The organism is Duganella lactea (genome assembly GCF_009857505.1).
GTDB classification, from domain to species: domain Bacteria; phylum Pseudomonadota; class Gammaproteobacteria; order Burkholderiales; family Burkholderiaceae_D; genus Rugamonas; species Rugamonas lactea.
Genome location: NZ_WWCP01000028.1, coordinates 1 through 16,407, shown reverse-complemented (window position 1 = coordinate 16,407; position 16,407 = coordinate 1). Strand labels below are relative to the sequence as shown.

Below are 16,407 nucleotides of genomic sequence, written 5' to 3'. Positions count from 1 at the left end.
GACATCAGACAAATGGTGGTGGACATGGCTTACATCCGGTCGTATGCTAAATTATAGTCAATTTCCTGTGAGAAAATTTTCTCAAGCTTGCTAGCAGAGGAATGCTTTTCGCCGTGCTTACAGAGGATATTCATGGGCAAGATAACCAATCCGGCCACGATCAGCAGCGAATTTAAGCTTTCGGAAGACGTGCTGGCGGAATTTGACGTCGTGAACGTATTGCTCGCTACGGACACTCTCCTGTTCATTGATCCGATGCTACTGGTATACAGCAAGCATCCAGAAATGCATGACGGGGCAATCGGCGAGTACACACAGCGATTCCGGACCATCATCAAACTTCTGGCAGGCTCAAAGCAGAAGGGAGACGCGGCTTGGAAAGGGGCGGAACGCCTCTTCAAGTTTTCGGAGATCAGCTGGACCTGCCTAGGGTACGGGACCTCGGTAAGGGGTTCCGGATTCGGACGTGACTTGGTCGCTTCGACGCTGGACACGGCCTCCCAGATCGTCAGACTGGGAGTCGAGGATGTTGACCTGTTCATGGCGCTGGCGTTGTTCGAGGAGGGAATCGGCCCGGACCGCATCAGTGACATGACCACCAACATCATCCTTAAAAGCCTGATCGCATTTACCGACAGGGTAAATGGCAGTCTGAAGATGCCCAGAAAGCCCTATGTCTTGGGCGGCATACACATGAACCTCATCTGCAATCCGTGCTCGGGAGATCCGCTCATTTTGGTTCCTCGAGACATCGTCCGCGCGCTGCCTATCGCCACAGACTGGAGTGATATCTCGCGAGTCGTAGCCGAAAACGACGCGCTCAGAGAAAGAGTGAACGGAAGCATCGGCGAAATATGGGCAACCATGACGAGGGCTCAGAAGGTGCAGATGAAGGACGCCGCGCTGGGGAGCGAGAAGGCGTTCGAAACGCTGCTGGCCATGCTGAGAGAAGTCGAACCGAAACCATATGACTTCGCCTGCGACAGGAACGGGGAGGCTTTCTGGATGCGCCTTCTGGAGTCGATACCGAACGAGTTCCCTTTCGATCTCGCGAAATACGCGAAGCTGAAACTAGACATTGACGCCGCCGAGGAAGTCGTCGGCAAAATCGTAGAGCAGTTCCAAGACTTGATAGAAAATAAAGGCCTTTGGAAAGAGCTATGGACCGAAGAAGGGAAGCCTAGGAAGGAAAAGGCGAGCCAGCGGCTGTTTTATGCCATCGCCTACGCCCACTGCAAAGCCAATAACCTGGACCTGACTCCGGAGGCGGATTCCGGAAACGGGCCCGTTGATTTCAAGGTTTCCAGCGGTTTCGCATCCAAAGTTGTGGTCGAGATAAAGCTATCCACCAATCCGGACGTGGTGCACGGCTACGCAAAGCAGCTGGAATTCTATAAAAAGGGCGAGGACACGGACCGCGCGGTCTTCCTACTCGTCGACATCGGCAAGTTGGGTAGAAAGCTGGACACCATTCAGCAGATCAGGACAGAGTTCATCGAGGAACACGGTCTCGCTTCACGAATCGCATACGTTAATGGAATGCCGAGGGCTTCGGCAAGCAAGCGCCAATAGCATGTTAAAGACTTGCTTTCGCTTGATCGCGAACGGGCAAGTAGTTAAATTGTTTTTTCGACTCGGGAGTAAAAGCGAGATCACAGACCGACGAACTCAGTGACAACATTCCGGTCTTTATCTATCACTCCAATACGCTTGCCCGAGACTGTCGCCTCATGGGCAACGTGATACAACGCGACTGCCCTGCGCAAAATCTGACTTTTGGTGGTCCCGTTTGCAGATGCCAAACGTTCCAACAAGTCATTCGCTTCAGGCGACATATCCAAGCTGAGTCTCACGGTTATAGGTCGCTTTTTCGCATCCATGGCTCTCTCCAATGTGTAATTTCCACACACATTTTACACATTTTTTCATTAAAAATTCTGCCTCTTGAGATTTTTTGTGCTGATTGATAATTTCAAATATCAATTAGTTATAAAAGTGGCTGTGCTTAGATTTTGGTGGGGTTGACCGTCAACCCTTTCCTCTTTTAAATCAAATACTTACATATTGACATAGCTGTTCATAGTGTCGTACTCTGCGATTCAACTGATCTATTTTGCGAACTTGCTATGAGCCCCTTCGCCCGCCAGCTTCACGAGATCCGGATGCGCCACGGCATCCGGCAAAATGACTTGGCAGAATTAATTGGCTACGATCAGACCTACATCTCGGCACTAGAGGTCGGTCTCAAGGGGCCGCCAACGATTGAATTCGTGGAAAAACTAGTCGCCACGCTGCCGCTTACATCTGCTGAAGAGGATGAGTTGCGCACTGCCGCCAAGGCCTCGGATCGCAAGCTGATACTAGAACCCGATGCTCATCCAGACGTTTACTGGATGCTCGACACACTTAGGCAGAAACTGGACGGCTTGCATCCCGCCCAGGCTCGGCTCATTCGAGAACTACTCAACCTGCCAGAAGTCGTTCTTCAGCAAGAAACTGAGCCATTGCAGCGACTGCGGCGCCGTAGAAATATGGAGGTCCAAATGTAAAAACGGATCAAACCTTTCGGCCTGACCCGCTTCACGGCTCTTGCGAACCGCCTTAGACAAGCCAAGTATCGCAATCCGCCACAGGCGCGTCAAGTCCTTTCATCCCTCGACTAATGAAAACTCTGGTTGTCTATGACCACCGGCTGGGGAATCTATTGCCTTAAAACAGGCATAGAGCGTATCGCCCAGTACGTCGAGGAGCGCATATTACTTATTGTGACTGGAGTTCGAGATGACGCACGTCATTTGGCAAGGTACCTGGAAGGGGCGAACGCCCAACGGCTTAGAACACCAACGCGCCAGAAGCATTGTCCGCCCCACTGGCGGAATTATGAGAGGCAAATTCCCAAGTCGCAAGACGGGGCGTATGGTTCACCACGAAGGAATGCTTGAATTAGATGCTATCTATCATTTCGAGACCTCTCCATTAGTAGCGCAATACACTGAGCAACCACAAACCGTCCACTACGCGGACGGCCCCACGCTACGAAGGTATACACCTGACTTCGAACTCAAGCTTGCGAATGGTGAATCTATTCTCGTCGAAGTTAAGCCGCATAAATTCGCCTATGAGCCTGACACAAAATCAAAGCTGGACAAGGTAACGAAACACTTTGAAAGAGAGCAGCGAAACTACGTAATCTTGACTGACAGGGTTCTTCAAATCGAACCTAGACTTAGCAATTTGCGACGCATTTATCACCTGGCGCCGCGACTACTGCCAACTTATTTGAAATGCGTTGCCAAGCTACAGCAAACGCAAGCTTTGTTCCCAATATCGCTGGGCGCGGCAATCGCACCGCTATCGCATGTAGAGCTCGATCCCTACAGCCTGCTACTCATGGGCCTGCTGACATGCGATCTCAATTCACCACTAGACGACAGCACTATTCTCATACTCAAAGAGGAGAACGAACATGCGTGGTTTCGCCTTTCGGACAGGTTTGGTTTTTGATTGGCTGGGCGTCGAGTATCGGTTGGAGCGCCTCGGCAATGACGACCAAGTAGTGTTAGAGCGCCTTACGGATGGCCAAATTATATTGAGCTCTAAAGCCGACCTGCTCTCAGCGTTCACTGCAGGGGGCATCAAAGCTAGTCAGACGACCGCTCGCGTGGATGGAACTCAGATCTATGGCCGTCCCTTAAGTGAACTATCAGAAAGAAATCAGGCTGAAATTCGTCGACGTATGGCGTATCTTCGTGCGATGGACCAAGAGGGCGTGCGCGCTTTTTCCAAACGACATCTTGATCCAGTTATCACCGAGGTAGCTGAGCAGATTGAGGATCCGCAGCCGCCATCTTGGATTACCGTGTACCGTTGGCATTCAAAATACCGATACTCCAAAGATGTACGCGCTCTTATACCCCGATTCGCGCATCGGGGAAACAGTATTCTTCGTCAATCCGACGAGATTCTCGACCTTTTTGGGGAAGCCACAGAAGAGGCGTTCGCAGCAAGTCCAGCGGCTACGATCACATCTATTCACACTCGCCTTGCAGGAAAAATCCTGCAGAAAAATCACAGCAGGCTACCGGAAGAACAACTCAGAACACCGGCACTGCGTACGAGCTATCGAATGTTTGCGCTCCTGCCATCCTATGATCGTACTAGACTCCAAAAAGGAAAGTCAGCAGCGAATGACCGACACCGCATAGCTCAGATGGCGCCGCAGGCGACCCGCATCCTAGAACGCGTTGAGGTTGATCACACACCGTTAGACTTATTTCTTATTGACGAGCGCTCAGGAGTGCCTATCGGGCGCCCAATCCTGACCATACTCATTGATTCCTTCAGCCGTTTTCCTGTAGGTTATTTTCTCAACTTCGGAGGCCCTTCGGCAATGGCCGTGATGGGTGCACTTCGGCACTCAATACTCCCTAAGACGCCAACTGAAAAAGTGATACCCGGGCTAGAGATTTTGCATGCTTGGCCTTGTTACGGCGTTATGGATTGTCTCGCAATGGATAACGGATTGGAGTTCCACGGGACAGGACTTGAGGGGGTAACAATGGATTTGTCGATCCATAACCTGTTCTGCCCGAAAAAGGAGCCTCGATTTAAAGGAAAAATAGAACGTTTTCAGGGAACGCTGAATTACTGTTTGTGCCACCAATTGCCCGGCACCAGTCTAGCTAAGCTAGCTGAGCGCGGCGAATACGATCCCCAAAAACATGCTGTGTTAACCATCGCTGAATGCAAACAGGTTATTGAAAAATGGCTACTCGATATTTATGCTCAGACAATCCAGAGAGGAATTCGCACTACTCCTTGGGCTAAGTGGCACGAGGGACTTCGTTTCAGGACGCCAGAGCTGCCCAATAGCATTGAACTCCTGCAGAAGCGCATCGGCCTGGTCGCCGAGCGAACTCTCCAACGCGACGGTATAACTTTGCGTGGCATTCGTTATGGCGGACAAGAGCTTGACCGTATCATGCACACATGGGGGCCAGGAACAAAACTCCGGATAGTCTACGATCCCGAGGACCTATGCACGATCCAAATCTGGGCACCGGATCAGCAAGACCCAGTATCTATCCGAGCATTAGATCAAGCATACGCAAAAGGCTTGACGCTCGCACAGCATGAATTGATCAGACGTCAGATCCGGGAAGACGGGCAAGCAGCAGAAAATCCTGAAGCACTACTTCAAGCAAAATATGACCTTGCTGTTTCAGTCGACCAACTGATGCAAAGTCGGAAGCAGCGTACGCGACGCCGAGCGGCAAAAATACATGGGATAACCAGTAGCAATCCAAACGCCCAGCTAGCGGCAGAACCTCCCAAGAAAGCAAAGAAATTTACCCCACTATTTGACGCGAAAGACGAGGCACCGCCGGAGCCTCTGCCGACTTTCCAACTTAACCGTGGGGGCCGGTGAGATGGAGCTAACTGAATTTGAAACCCTGCGAAACTTCACCAGCGAATACTTGGAGTTCCCGCCATTCGTCACCGCGTTTAACGAAATTGATCGGATGGTCAGGTTATACAGAGAGACCGGCGTCGCCAGCCACTTGGTCGTGACCGGTGAATCAGGATCGGGCAAAACTACTTTGTGCAAAGCCTTGGAAACTAAGTATCCTCGCACGTCTATTCCCGAGCGCGACATCGTCCCAGTATTAATCGTAGCTATCCCGCCAGCGGCCACAATCGGCAGCGTGGCCGAAGTTATGCTGACCCAGCTAGGCGACCCCAGTCCATCGTTCGGCACAACCTCGACGAAGACTGCCCGCGCTGTGCATTTGGCACGAGAATGCCGCGTTGAACTGCTGATGTTTGATGAGGCGAATCACATCCAGGACCGCGGTCAGTCTCCCACTCAATACATGGTGGGCGATTGGCTGAAGAGTGTAATGGATCACATGCAAGTACCCACCACATTGCTTGGACTACCTCGTGTTGAGGACTTGTTGAGAGTGAATGAGCAGCTACGAAGGCGGTTCACCAGACATGTACAAATGGCATTGGGACAAGATCCTGAGGACAATATCGAATCCCAATGTCTCCAGCTATTCACTTCACTAACACCATCACTACCAGTGCCCTTTTTGAAAGGCGAAATGAGTTGGAAAGAGCTAGGCCATCGGCTACACGCAGCCACTGATGGACGAGTGGCCTTTGTAAAGTCGCTACTACTCGGCGTAATACGTCTCGTCTTCGAGCAACAGTTAACTCGTATCACGCCTACAGAGCTAGCCCTAGCATTCACAACGCAAATTTGGCGCGAAGGGGTGAATGAATTAAATCCATTTAGTTCCACCTTCGAATTCCGTCGACTCGATCGCGCTGGCGAGCCTTTCGAGCGGGGAGCGCTGATCGGTCGTTCAAATAAGAGGCGCCAGAATGCTGCATGAGTTGCCCCTTTACCCTTTGCGGCCTAATTACCAACCTGGTGAAAGCCTAGCGGGCTTTGTCAGTCGTCATTTCACCAGCAATGGTCATGAGATACCGAAACCGATTGGAGACGCGATCGCGACTCTCTACAAATCAAAACTCTTAAAAAATAGAATTGCAGCCTGGGACTTGATCAATAAGATCATAGGCAGGGCAGCGGACAACTATCGACGACTCTGGATTGAGGAGCACTTTACTTATGCCAGGCCGAGCTTTATCGGCCTGGATGAGTATTGGCAAAGACCTCTCACAAGGCAGTTCCGGATATGCCCGCAATGCGTGCAGTCATTTGGAATTCACCTAGCACTATGGGACCTTCCTTTTGTGCTCGCATGTCCGATACATCACAAATTTCTTATCGGCCGATGTGATTGCGGAAAGGTATTCCACTGGTCTGAGTTGAAACCACATTGGAACTGCCGTTGCGGAACTCAAATCACACGTCTGTCCGCGGCGCCAGCGCCGTACAGTCTGGTGAACACTGCAATCAGCATCGCCGCCGCTGCCGGCTTTGATGTGCCTATTTTAGCCACGAAAAAAATGGAAAAATTCCGAGTGGCCGACGGCCTCCAATCTACATATGGCGTTTTCTCCTGGCTACACATGATACTTCATGAGATGCGCAATGACAGTGACCGAACACCCGCAGGCGCAACACCATTACCTTGGCGCTTCGGATCCGCCTTGATTGGCTGGCCTCGCGGACTCATTCGACATATTCGCCTGGTCATGGCGAGGTGGCATCGGACAGAGTCGAGCGACCTACTGGTGCATTTATCCGAGAAAAGCAAAACCAAGGAGCTGCTATTCCTACTCAGGTCGGCAGTGCGAAATAAAACATTGCCTTCAAACTTGAGAGAGGCAATACAACACATGCTAAACGATATCAACTTCGAAGCTTTAGACTCTTATCTATGGATCTTCAATCCAGCGCTCACCATCTCTCAGCGCGAGGGCAAAAAACGTGAAGTCCAACTCTGGTGGGCAGGCCTTCAAGACTGGATGGAGCACGCCGACAGATCATTTGTGCCGGCGACTAAGATAAATGGTAGTGCCGACCCAAGAGCGATTGATATCTCAGCAAAAATACTGAACAGCCTCGCCAGGGCAGCAACAGATCCTACCGCAGCTTTGCGATTCCGACGATTCGCTAGAGTATGGCCGCCATTCCCTAAGGATGCCAATGCGCTTACCGCAACGGACTTTCTTGAATTGATGGGGGGCCAGCTCCTTACTATATCGTCCAGTCACCGCGAATATTTGTATGAGTTATCTCTAAATGCTGGCGAGGTAAGAAATGAAGTTAGCTGAAACCGTTGATGCTGGCACATCGAGCCACCTTTCCGGTCTACCGATCCGGCCACGTCCCGGCATAACTGAATCGCGTCATGGGTATCTAGTACGTGTTGCAAACGCCAACGGGTATGGGAGCTTAACTAGGCTGTGTGCAGCACTAAAAACTACTCATCGACGAACAGAAGACGTTATTCTCCAGTCTTTAGATCTCACCAAGGATGAGCTTGAAAATCTGGAGGGACCGTGGCCGTGGTATTTCCGTCACGAAGACATACTTCACGATGGACTATGCAAAGCCGACTATCTTACGGGACTCTTCCGATGGTGCCCTCAATGCCTAGCGGAGAGTCCATACCTACGCGCTAAGTGGGCAGTAAAGTTTTGCGTGACCTGCTTAACGCATGAGGCCTACCTTATTGACAGTTGCCCCAGTTGTCAGCGCCGCCAAAAGATAGAACACTTCTGCACACGCTGTACCTGCGGCCAATCTCTGTCGAACTGTAAAAGCCTGCAGGCACCATCTGGAGTGCTCAAACTGCAGAGTGCACTGATCGCTAGATCTCGTCAGTATGAAGCGTTCAATCTACCTCGACTTACACCTTCTCAATGGATACGTCTACTTGAAAAAATCGCTGCTCTCACGGAGCCGAGCCATAAGCTACGAACAGGTCAGGTCGCCGGACTCCAGAGTCTTTCGACGAGCATCATTGTAGTGGAGCGAGCATCACAGTTTCTCAAGAACTGGCCGATAGGTTTTCACACGTTTCTACGCGACGTGCAAGAAAAAGGGGCAGCTTCATTCAGCCTTCAGAAAACATTTGGGCGCCTGTATCACTGGCTTTACGTCGATCTACACGACCAAGAATTTTCATTTTTACGAGAGGCGTTCGATGCTTACGTCAACGAACACTGGTGGGGGTTAGTGTGCAGGCGCAATCGACGCCTTGAAAATAAGGGAGCAAATAGCGCTCGAGCAAGTATTGGCCTGGCGGCGAAGATCTCCGGCAGCACACCAACCCGAGTTAAACAACTGCACCTGGCGGGATTGATCGAGGCCAAAAAGGTGATCCATCCAAGCGGGCGTCAGTCATGGTCTGTGCCTATTACTTCAGTTGCTGAGATATACGTGCTAGCAGCGCATAGCATAGATTTTAGATCTGCAGCTGCTTATCTCGCGCTACCAAGACAACGAGTGCGAGAGTTGATCTCAGCCGGAGTGATTCATCCATACCTTTCGGCCGGTAAAGGCAATAGCTCGACGTGGATGTTGCCAAGGTACGAATTAGACAGCTTAGTATTACCAAGTCTCCAGCCGGCACCGATAGAATCACCGCCATGTGATCCAGTGACCATCCTACAAGCTCTCAAGTCCTGGCGTTTAGAATCCGGAGCATTCATCGCACTAGTCCGCGCACTCAACGCAGGCCAGATCACGCGCATCGTACAAACTCCTGCAGACACTCCCTTTGGCAAGATGCAGCTCTCTATTAAAAGTCTTCGCGAATGGCTTGAACATTGGCGGAAGGAACATCTGCTGAGTATGTCGATTTCAGACGCAGCGAAGATACTTGGGCTTAAAGAGCAGGTTGCATACGATCTAGTGGAAGCGGGCCTACTTTCCGCGAGAATGGAAAGATCCGGCTACGCCCGCCGAATCTCCAACGAGGAAATCACGCGCTTTCAAGCGACATACGTTGCGGCTGCAACCCTCAGCAAAATGCTCAATACGTCATCTCGTGGACTAATTGCACGAACTCAAGTCACACCAGTGACAGGTCCTAACGTCGACGGCAAGAGGCAATATTTTTTCAGACGGTCGGATTCAGAACTAATACTCTCGCAAGCCTCAAGGAGCATCTCTTTCCCCCCGTTGTAACTGTGTGGGGTCTCTCGATTGACATAACAGTTGGCTTACTCAGTAGCGCCGCCCGCTTGGAATCACTCCCCATCACATGTGAAGATACTGACTCGATACTGGACCACTAAGTCTTTAGGACCGTATAGCCCCCGCTGAACGCCTTACCGGACAAGTGCGTTAGGCGGTGGGAATGAGATGTCAGCGCTTCCAAGGACGTCTGAAATGGCACGCCCATGTCGGCCAAAAGCGCCGCAGCGAAAAATGTCCCATGTGAGACTGCAAGCTCCCGCGCCAGCCTCAACATCAGCTCTTCTTGAAACGCATCCATGGCCCCCCTCCCTTCACCACATTAGCCGAGCCGGAGAGGCGTATATTGAGATGCCTCAACAGCGGTTCAATTAGCGAGGGAGAAGCCCATGGTGCGAAGTCCGATCAACCTACCGATCGAGCCGCTTGCAAGCAAGCGCGCGGCCACTTACGTCCGCATGTCCACCGAGCGACAGAACTACTCGCTCCAACACCAACGGGTGGCCATCGAAGCCTACGCTCACCGGCGTGGGCTGAGCATCGTACGGACGTATGAGGACAGTGGAAAGAGCGGGCTGAACGTCGAGGGTCGCGCCGGTCTGCTTTCCCTGCTGGAAGACGTCTCCTCAGGATCCGCCAATTTCGACATGATCCTGGTCTACGATGTCAGCCGATGGGGCCGGTTCCAAGACGCCGACGAGAGCGCGTACTACGAGTTCGTGTGCCGCCGCGCGGGGATAGATGTCGTATACTGCGCGGAGCCCTTCGCGGATGACGACTCGCCCATGGCAGCGATCCTCAAAATCTTGAAGCGACTAATGGCCGGCGAATACAGTCGGGAACTATCCACCAGGGTCTTCGCCGCGCAGTCAAACTACACGCTCATGGGGTTCAAGCAGGGCGGTGCCGCCGGCTACGGCCTTCGCAGGATCGCCGTGGACCAGGCTGGCAAGCCGCGAGCGGAGCTGCGGGCCGGCGAGCGCAAGGCCGTCCAAACCGACCGCGTCGTGTTGGGCTTGGGGTCCGACGACGAGGTAATGGTCGTGAATGCCATCTACGATTGGTATTTGCGGCTCAAGCTTGGCGACAAGCGCATCGCGACCATGCTCAACGCGGCCGGAGCGCTCGGTGAGGCAGGGAAGCCTTGGACGAAGAACACAGTCAGGAGCGTGCTGACCAATGAGAAGTATGCAGGGCACGCGGTCTACAATCGCAGATCGTCCAAGCTCAAAAAGCGGACGGTTAAGAACCCACCCGATATGTGGATCAGGAGGGATGGGGCCTTCCCCGCGCTGGTCGCCAAAATGATATTTGCCAGCGCCCAAGCCGAGCGGAGCGAGCGGCGCAGGCGCTACTCCGACGCCGAGTTGCTGGACATCTTGCGCGAGGTCCACGCCGAGCATGGAAAGATCTCCGCCCTGTTGATCTCCACCCGGGCGCCGGCCCCGACACCTCAGACTTTCAAATACCACTTCGGGACGCTCGCCAACGCATACGCGCTGGCCGGGCTGGACACCCCAGAAGCATTCTCCTATGTCGAATCGAGACGCGCACTGCGCAAAATTCGGATAGCTCTCGTCGCGCAAGCCCGCGAGCTGATCTTAGCTGCTGGTGGAACTGCCACCGTCGCCGCTGGCAAGGACATGCTGCGAGTTAACGACAGCATCATCCTCAAAATCGCGGCAGTTAGATGTCAAAAGGAAGGCGCCGGCAATCGCTGGCGGCTGCGTGCAAGCCTCGCGGCGGGGGCCGACTTCACCATCGCCGCGAAGCTCGACCCAAGCAACCGCCACGCATTGGAGTTCTATCTGGTCAGCATGGCTGATCACAAGGGGAAATGGATACCGCTGCCTGCGCACCCCGATTCGCCCAATCCGCTCAATGCGCGTCGCCACAGCAACATGAACGACATGTTCGGAGCGCTGCAACCATGATTATGATTTTTAGCTACATCAATGCATGTCCAAGATTTACGTCTCGGTCCGAGATACGGATCACCCGCTGCCGAGGTCAATTATTGATTCACAATCCATCTACAACTCCCGACGGTGGGCCAAGGTAACCCGTTAAGCGCACGCTGACTGATCGTGCGCCCAAAAATAATGACGTCAATTTTTAAAGAACATTTCAGGCCTACTTCGTAACGAAGTAGGCCTGACAAGACTTGAGCAGGCTCAGTCTTTAATTAAGGGCTATTGGTCAATCGAGACAGTCTGTACGATTGATTCAAATTCCGAGTAGACCTCGGGCTGACGATTTCTAAGATAGTTCGAAATGGCCTTATTTTCCAATAATTTTGCGAGATATCCCTTGGCCAAAACCAGATGCAATACATCCTGGCCGTATGTTTGCTCGACCGTCTTGTACTGCAGTTGAAGGTTGCCCATCTCTCGTTCCATTTTTGATATTTGCTCTTGCGATACTCCCGACATCCGCTGAGGCTTTTTCCCCTCAACCAACATGGATGTAGGTGTCGCCACAAGCATGGCCTCAGCATAGGCGATCGTCAGGTTGTTTGCGGAGGTCATGAGTTCAACACATTCCACCTGGCGTGTTGGTTTCATCTTGCGCAGCACTCTGGATATCTCCGGTGAAAACTGACGATCGGTCAGCAGCTCAGCCGCTTCTGGGCAAATCCCCTGAAGCAAGTTCAGTTTTTTGCTGATCTGGCTCTCGTCGACACTCAGCGCTTTGGCCAACCGCTGAGGACTCACCCCGCGCTCGATGGCGCGACGGATCATGTAATGCTCTTGGATCGTCGATAGGCGACTAACTCGCGTATTGTAGGTATAGCTCTCATCGTCTGTAGAAATCAGGCAGCAGGCATCGTTGCAGTTCAACTGTTGTAGCGCTATCAGGCGAAGATGACCATCCAGCAAAATATATAGATCCGACTGGCCGCCATGCTTTTCTGCCTTTATCACGGATAGCGGTTCTATCAGCCCTATCTCCTCGATTGAGGAGCGGATCTGATCGAATTTTCGAGTAGTGATTGATTCAGGAGAGACTTTACGTGATAGAAGAAGTTGATCAATGGGTATTGTGATGGGCTCCGGAATGAAACCCAGGGCGATTTTGCTCATGCCGCGTTCCCCATCGGCCAAACACGATCAGCAAGATACTTTGGCAAGGTGTCGAGCCTTTCAGCTCGTAATAGCGTCGCGAAATTTTCATCGGCAAGCAACTGACGCAAGGCGCCTGTTACGAACAACAATCTCTGCTGTGCAAACTCCGCTTTCTTCACCATCAGCTTTTGACGGGAAACTTCCTTTTGATACGTACGAATCAGGCTGGAAGTTGACACATCGACGCGCCGGTGCTTCGCTCCGGAAGAAACCGATGGCCCCATCAACTGTCGACTCTCAATGATCTTCCTAGCTTGCAGCAACTGCTGCCCCCTCAACGCCCCGGATTCATAAGCGTTTTGTAGCGCCTGTTGTACGGCACCATTATCATCACCGGCATCAACAATGTGCAAAGCGGCCGTCAACGGGATTCGGCCTTTCGCTACTGCTACAAGCAAACGCTCCTCACCATTTTTCAGCAGCGATAAAATTCCGTGTACGTACTCAGGGCGAAGTCCAGTCTTTGCAGCGATCGCTTTTTTGTCGTAACCTTGGTCACGTAGACGTTCGATACTTTGCAGAGCCTCCAACGGGCGATATTGGCGGCGCGCTATGTTTTCGGTCAGGTTCATAATGAGTGCGGCTTCATCATCGACTGACACCACAAGTGCTGGAATTGTGGACTCACCTAGAGCTCGATAAGCTTTGACCCGCCCCTCACCGCATATTAATAAGTAACGCTCGGAGCCGTCGGAGCGCTTACGCCGGGTCACGGTAATTGGCTTTTTTAGGCCGATAGTTTTGATGTTCGCCACTATCTCCTCGAAGATCTTGCTATTGCGCTCCCTCGGGTTTAGCGTTTCGATCAAGTCGATTGGGATCATTTGCATTTCACTAGGCCACTGTTCCATGTCAACCAGCCTTTCTGACCAGTACACGCTGAGCCATACCATATAAATAGTCCAAGGAATCGTAGCGATACGCCTCAAATTCGATCGGATTAGTTTCCCGCAAACTTACACGTGCTAGGCCAAAGTCGAGACGCGGTAGGAGATAATAATCGAGCGGGTTCTGGTTGGTACGATCAAGTCGCACGGCGACCGTGATGTCTGGCGCCAAGCTCGTGTCGAACCTAATTTTCCAGGAGTACCTGCCCGCCCCATGTTCTTGGCAACGAGCTAGCACCAAAGAAATGCTGAATTCATTATTCAGCCGCAGTAGATCAGTGGCGGGATCGCGAGTGACGCTTCCGCCTAGATCAACGATCGAATGCTCGGCTCGAGCAATGATTTCAGGGTGGTACCGCCGCAGAAATCGGTTTGCTTCCAAATAACGATAGTCTCTATCTGGAGAAAATCCCACGGTCCTATATGCCTGGAGCAAGCTTCCAAACCGATGAGAGTACACCGCCGTAGACGGCATGCCTTCTGTCTCGTTGATTACCAACCCAGATAGAAATCCTCGGTTTTGATAGAGATTCCGAAGACGCTCGACCAGTTCTTCCTCCGTATAGCGACGCGCACGCGCGCGCATTATTCCTTTGACTGTGTAAAACACCTCACTGGGCACTATCGGTTCGAAGGCTTGCTCCTTCCGTATCCACATCTCCGGCGTATTAACCACCCGTAATTTTTTTAGTTTGAATGACGTGCGGTTGTACACATTATTGCCAATATACTTTTCGTTGGTGAGTACTTCATGGACGGTGGCGCGTGTCCACGGCCGTCCCAGGTCGGTCCTCATCCCTTCATTGTTTAATTGAGCTGCGATTTCAGACTCAACCATGTCATCATCAATAAACCAGCGATACATCTGGTTTACCGTCTGAACTTCTTCCTCGGGTCCAGCCACCAGAATGACACGATCAGTTTGCAAACTCTTGTGTTCGCCGCGGCTGAGTTCAGTTTTAGCACAGCCATTCTGATCGACTAAAACCCTCCGTAATCCAAACCCGGCTGGACCACCTTGCCGGTACCCCAACTCGATCAAACGACACTGCCCAGCAAACACTTTCGCCGACAACTCGCGGCTGTACTCGCCAGCCATCGCCCGTTTCACGCCCTTTACAATCGTGGAAACAGGGGATCCATCGTTTTCAAATTGCTCTGCGCAGTACACCACCTGCATGCCCGCACGGCGGCAACGGTACTCGTAGTAGGCGCTCTCATCGGCATCCTGAAAGCGGCCCCAGCGACTAACGTCATAGACCAGGATAATTTGAAAGTCCGCTGAGCCGGACTCGACGTCTTGAATCAGCCGCTGTAACGCCTCCCTCCCGTCGATCCGCAACCCGCTCTTACCGGCATCGGCATACGTACGAATGATTTCAATTCCTCGACGTGCTGCATACTCGCGAATTTTGGTGGATTGATTCTCGGTCGAATACTGCTGATGTTCGGTCGACATACGGACGTACTCAACAGCTTGAGTAGCTGGGCAATTGGTAAGTTCTACATCCGTGGCGTGGTTTCGTAGCATGGTCGTCAGCCGTCAATTGCAACCTTGTTTCTCGATTCATCTCTATGCGTAAATCCAAGATAGCAGCTGTTTGCTAGCTCGCTGACACGTCATCTCTTTGCAATTGATGATTTTCTGGTTTGGGAGCGGGTCACTACTCGTAACTCAACAGTCCACACGTCCATCTTTGCAATCCCAGCAGCATCGATTTGCTTCAGCTGATACAGCCCGGCCGTGAGCTGAGAGCGCTCTTCTGATACGTCCATCTTTGCAATTGGCCCGCCCTTCTCTAGGGTGGCCCGAGCATTTCGCGCATGTTGCATTTTTCGATTTTGCTCAACATAATCGGGATGTGCAGTTCGGTAATTTTTCCAGTACTCAGCATTACGTTTGCTCCATGCCTGTTGCGCACGCGCTTGGTTCTCGGCGTAGTCAGAATCGCTCTTTAGCTTTTCTTGCTGCCATTTCTTTCGACGCACGCGCTGGCAATCTGGTTGAGAACAGTAGGTTTGACTTGGCTTTTGCGCGCGAAGCGGGAAGCTCTTCCCACAGGCCGCGCAGTACTTGATCTGCATCTTTTGTCTCCATCCGTCTTGCACGATGAAGGATGTGCAGCCCAGGGCATTTTGCAATCTAAATTTATCTTTTTCTGAGCATTGCGCAGATTTTTTTCCCACAGAAGTCGTCACTGCCGAGCTGTCGCTCTTCTGTTGTCACCGACCAGTCCCCCTCTATCATCTCGACAAGCCCTTTGCGCAGAAGCTCAAGACCTGCGAGATTTTTTCCTTGGCTTCGCCCCTCCCAACATCCTGCGTCGTTCTCAAGGACTGCCTATGCTGACAGGAAGGTCCGTTCGATGCTGCATCGTCCCGCTACTAAGATTTTTCATTTTTCGAGGCAGCACTCAGCGGAATTTTCACTAAGTCCGGCACTGCAAAATATAGGCTTGCCACGCTTGTTGAAAAACCCTTTTGAAATCAAAAAGCTAGTTTTCAAGAGTCGCGGCATCGGACAACAAATGTCGGATGTCACAGTAAGTGAAAACTGTGCCAAGTTAGTGAAAATTTCGTGCCGCAGAAAATGAAAAAAGCCAACCTACGGGTTGGCTTTTTTTTGCTGGCGTGTTGTAGTAGTTCAGGGGGCCTCGAAAAACCGGCCCGGCCGTGGCATGATGTCAGCGCATCAACCTTGACGACTCTGCCATGATGAAACCCAACCTTTTTGCTGCGCAGGAGCGCGAAGCCAAGCTGACGAAGCTGGGCG

The 16,407-nt window shown here is 52.0% G+C and carries 14 protein-coding genes and 1 pseudogene; 9 read left to right on the top strand and 6 right to left on the bottom strand.

Going from position 1 to position 16,407, the window contains the following annotated elements; genetic code table 11:
* Positions 1-132: 132 nt before the first annotated feature.
* Positions 133-1,572 (top strand): DUF8370 family protein, encoded by a 1,440-nt coding sequence (locus GTP44_RS19500; RefSeq protein WP_161020731.1) that lies wholly within the window; start codon positions 133-135, stop codon positions 1,570-1,572.
* An 80-nt stretch (positions 1,573-1,652) separates the two neighbouring features.
* Here GTP44_RS19500 and GTP44_RS19495 read toward each other — a convergent pair whose 3' ends face one another.
* Positions 1,653-1,880: a ribbon-helix-helix protein, CopG family gene (locus tag GTP44_RS19495; protein WP_161020730.1), complete on the bottom strand. Its 228-nt coding sequence runs from the start codon at positions 1,878-1,880 to the stop codon at positions 1,653-1,655.
* A 246-nt stretch (positions 1,881-2,126) separates the two neighbouring features.
* On the opposite strand from GTP44_RS19495, the gene GTP44_RS19490 reads away from it, so the two are divergent.
* From GTP44_RS19490 to GTP44_RS19460, 8 genes and pseudogenes are all read left to right on the top strand, one after another.
* The gene (locus GTP44_RS19490) at positions 2,127-2,549 is read left to right on the top strand and encodes a helix-turn-helix domain-containing protein (protein WP_161020729.1); all 423 of its coding nucleotides are present in this window, start codon (positions 2,127-2,129) and stop codon (positions 2,547-2,549) included.
* Positions 2,550-2,781: 232 nt separating this feature from the next.
* On the top strand, positions 2,782-3,504 hold the full coding sequence (locus tag GTP44_RS19485; RefSeq protein WP_161020728.1) for a TnsA endonuclease N-terminal domain-containing protein: 723 nt from the start codon (positions 2,782-2,784) through the stop codon (positions 3,502-3,504).
* Positions 3,467-5,428, top strand: coding sequence for a TnsB C-terminal domain-containing protein (locus tag GTP44_RS19480; RefSeq protein WP_161020727.1), 1,962 nt, complete (start codon positions 3,467-3,469; stop codon positions 5,426-5,428). Before GTP44_RS19485 ends, GTP44_RS19480 begins: the two co-directional genes overlap by 38 nt.
* Before the next feature lies 1 nt (position 5,429).
* Entirely contained in the window at positions 5,430-6,401 is a 972-nt protein-coding gene (locus GTP44_RS19475) for a TniB family NTP-binding protein (protein ID WP_161020726.1), read from the top strand.
* Positions 6,391-7,752, top strand: coding sequence for a TniQ family protein (locus tag GTP44_RS19470; RefSeq protein ID WP_161020725.1), 1,362 nt, complete (start codon positions 6,391-6,393; stop codon positions 7,750-7,752). Before GTP44_RS19475 ends, GTP44_RS19470 begins: the two co-directional genes overlap by 11 nt.
* Positions 7,739-8,140 (top strand): annotated as a pseudogene (locus GTP44_RS28265) (TniQ family protein); the annotation flags it as partial. The gene GTP44_RS19470 and the pseudogene GTP44_RS28265, both read left to right, overlap by 14 nt.
* A 123-nt stretch (positions 8,141-8,263) precedes the next feature.
* Positions 8,264-9,613, top strand: a complete 1,350-nt coding sequence (locus GTP44_RS19465; protein ID WP_229256991.1) for a helix-turn-helix domain-containing protein — start codon at positions 8,264-8,266, stop codon at positions 9,611-9,613.
* Between the two features lie 398 nt (positions 9,614-10,011).
* A complete protein-coding gene (locus GTP44_RS19460) occupies positions 10,012-11,556 on the top strand; it encodes a recombinase family protein (protein ID WP_161020723.1) in 1,545 nt (514 codons plus the stop codon).
* A gap of 258 nt (positions 11,557-11,814) precedes the next feature.
* On the opposite strand, the gene GTP44_RS19455 is transcribed toward GTP44_RS19460, so the two are convergent.
* The 5 genes from GTP44_RS19455 to GTP44_RS27620 form a co-directional block, all read right to left on the bottom strand.
* Positions 11,815-12,705 (bottom strand): plasmid partitioning protein RepB C-terminal domain-containing protein, encoded by an 891-nt coding sequence (locus tag GTP44_RS19455; RefSeq protein WP_161020722.1) that lies wholly within the window; start codon positions 12,703-12,705, stop codon positions 11,815-11,817.
* Positions 12,702-13,571 (bottom strand): ParB/RepB/Spo0J family partition protein, encoded by an 870-nt coding sequence (locus GTP44_RS19450; protein WP_229256990.1) that lies wholly within the window; start codon positions 13,569-13,571, stop codon positions 12,702-12,704. The genes GTP44_RS19455 and GTP44_RS19450 overlap by 4 nt, the downstream gene beginning before the upstream one ends.
* 28 nt (positions 13,572-13,599) lie before the next feature.
* Positions 13,600-15,165, bottom strand: coding sequence for a recombinase family protein (locus GTP44_RS19445; RefSeq protein WP_161020720.1), 1,566 nt, complete (start codon positions 15,163-15,165; stop codon positions 13,600-13,602).
* Positions 15,166-15,254: 89 nt separating this feature from the next.
* Positions 15,255-15,719: a hypothetical protein gene (locus GTP44_RS19440; protein ID WP_161020719.1), complete on the bottom strand. Its 465-nt coding sequence runs from the start codon at positions 15,717-15,719 to the stop codon at positions 15,255-15,257.
* Between the two features lie 453 nt (positions 15,720-16,172).
* A partial coding sequence (locus GTP44_RS27620; RefSeq protein ID WP_229256989.1) for a hypothetical protein occupies positions 16,173-16,407 on the bottom strand: 235 nt, incomplete at its 5' end.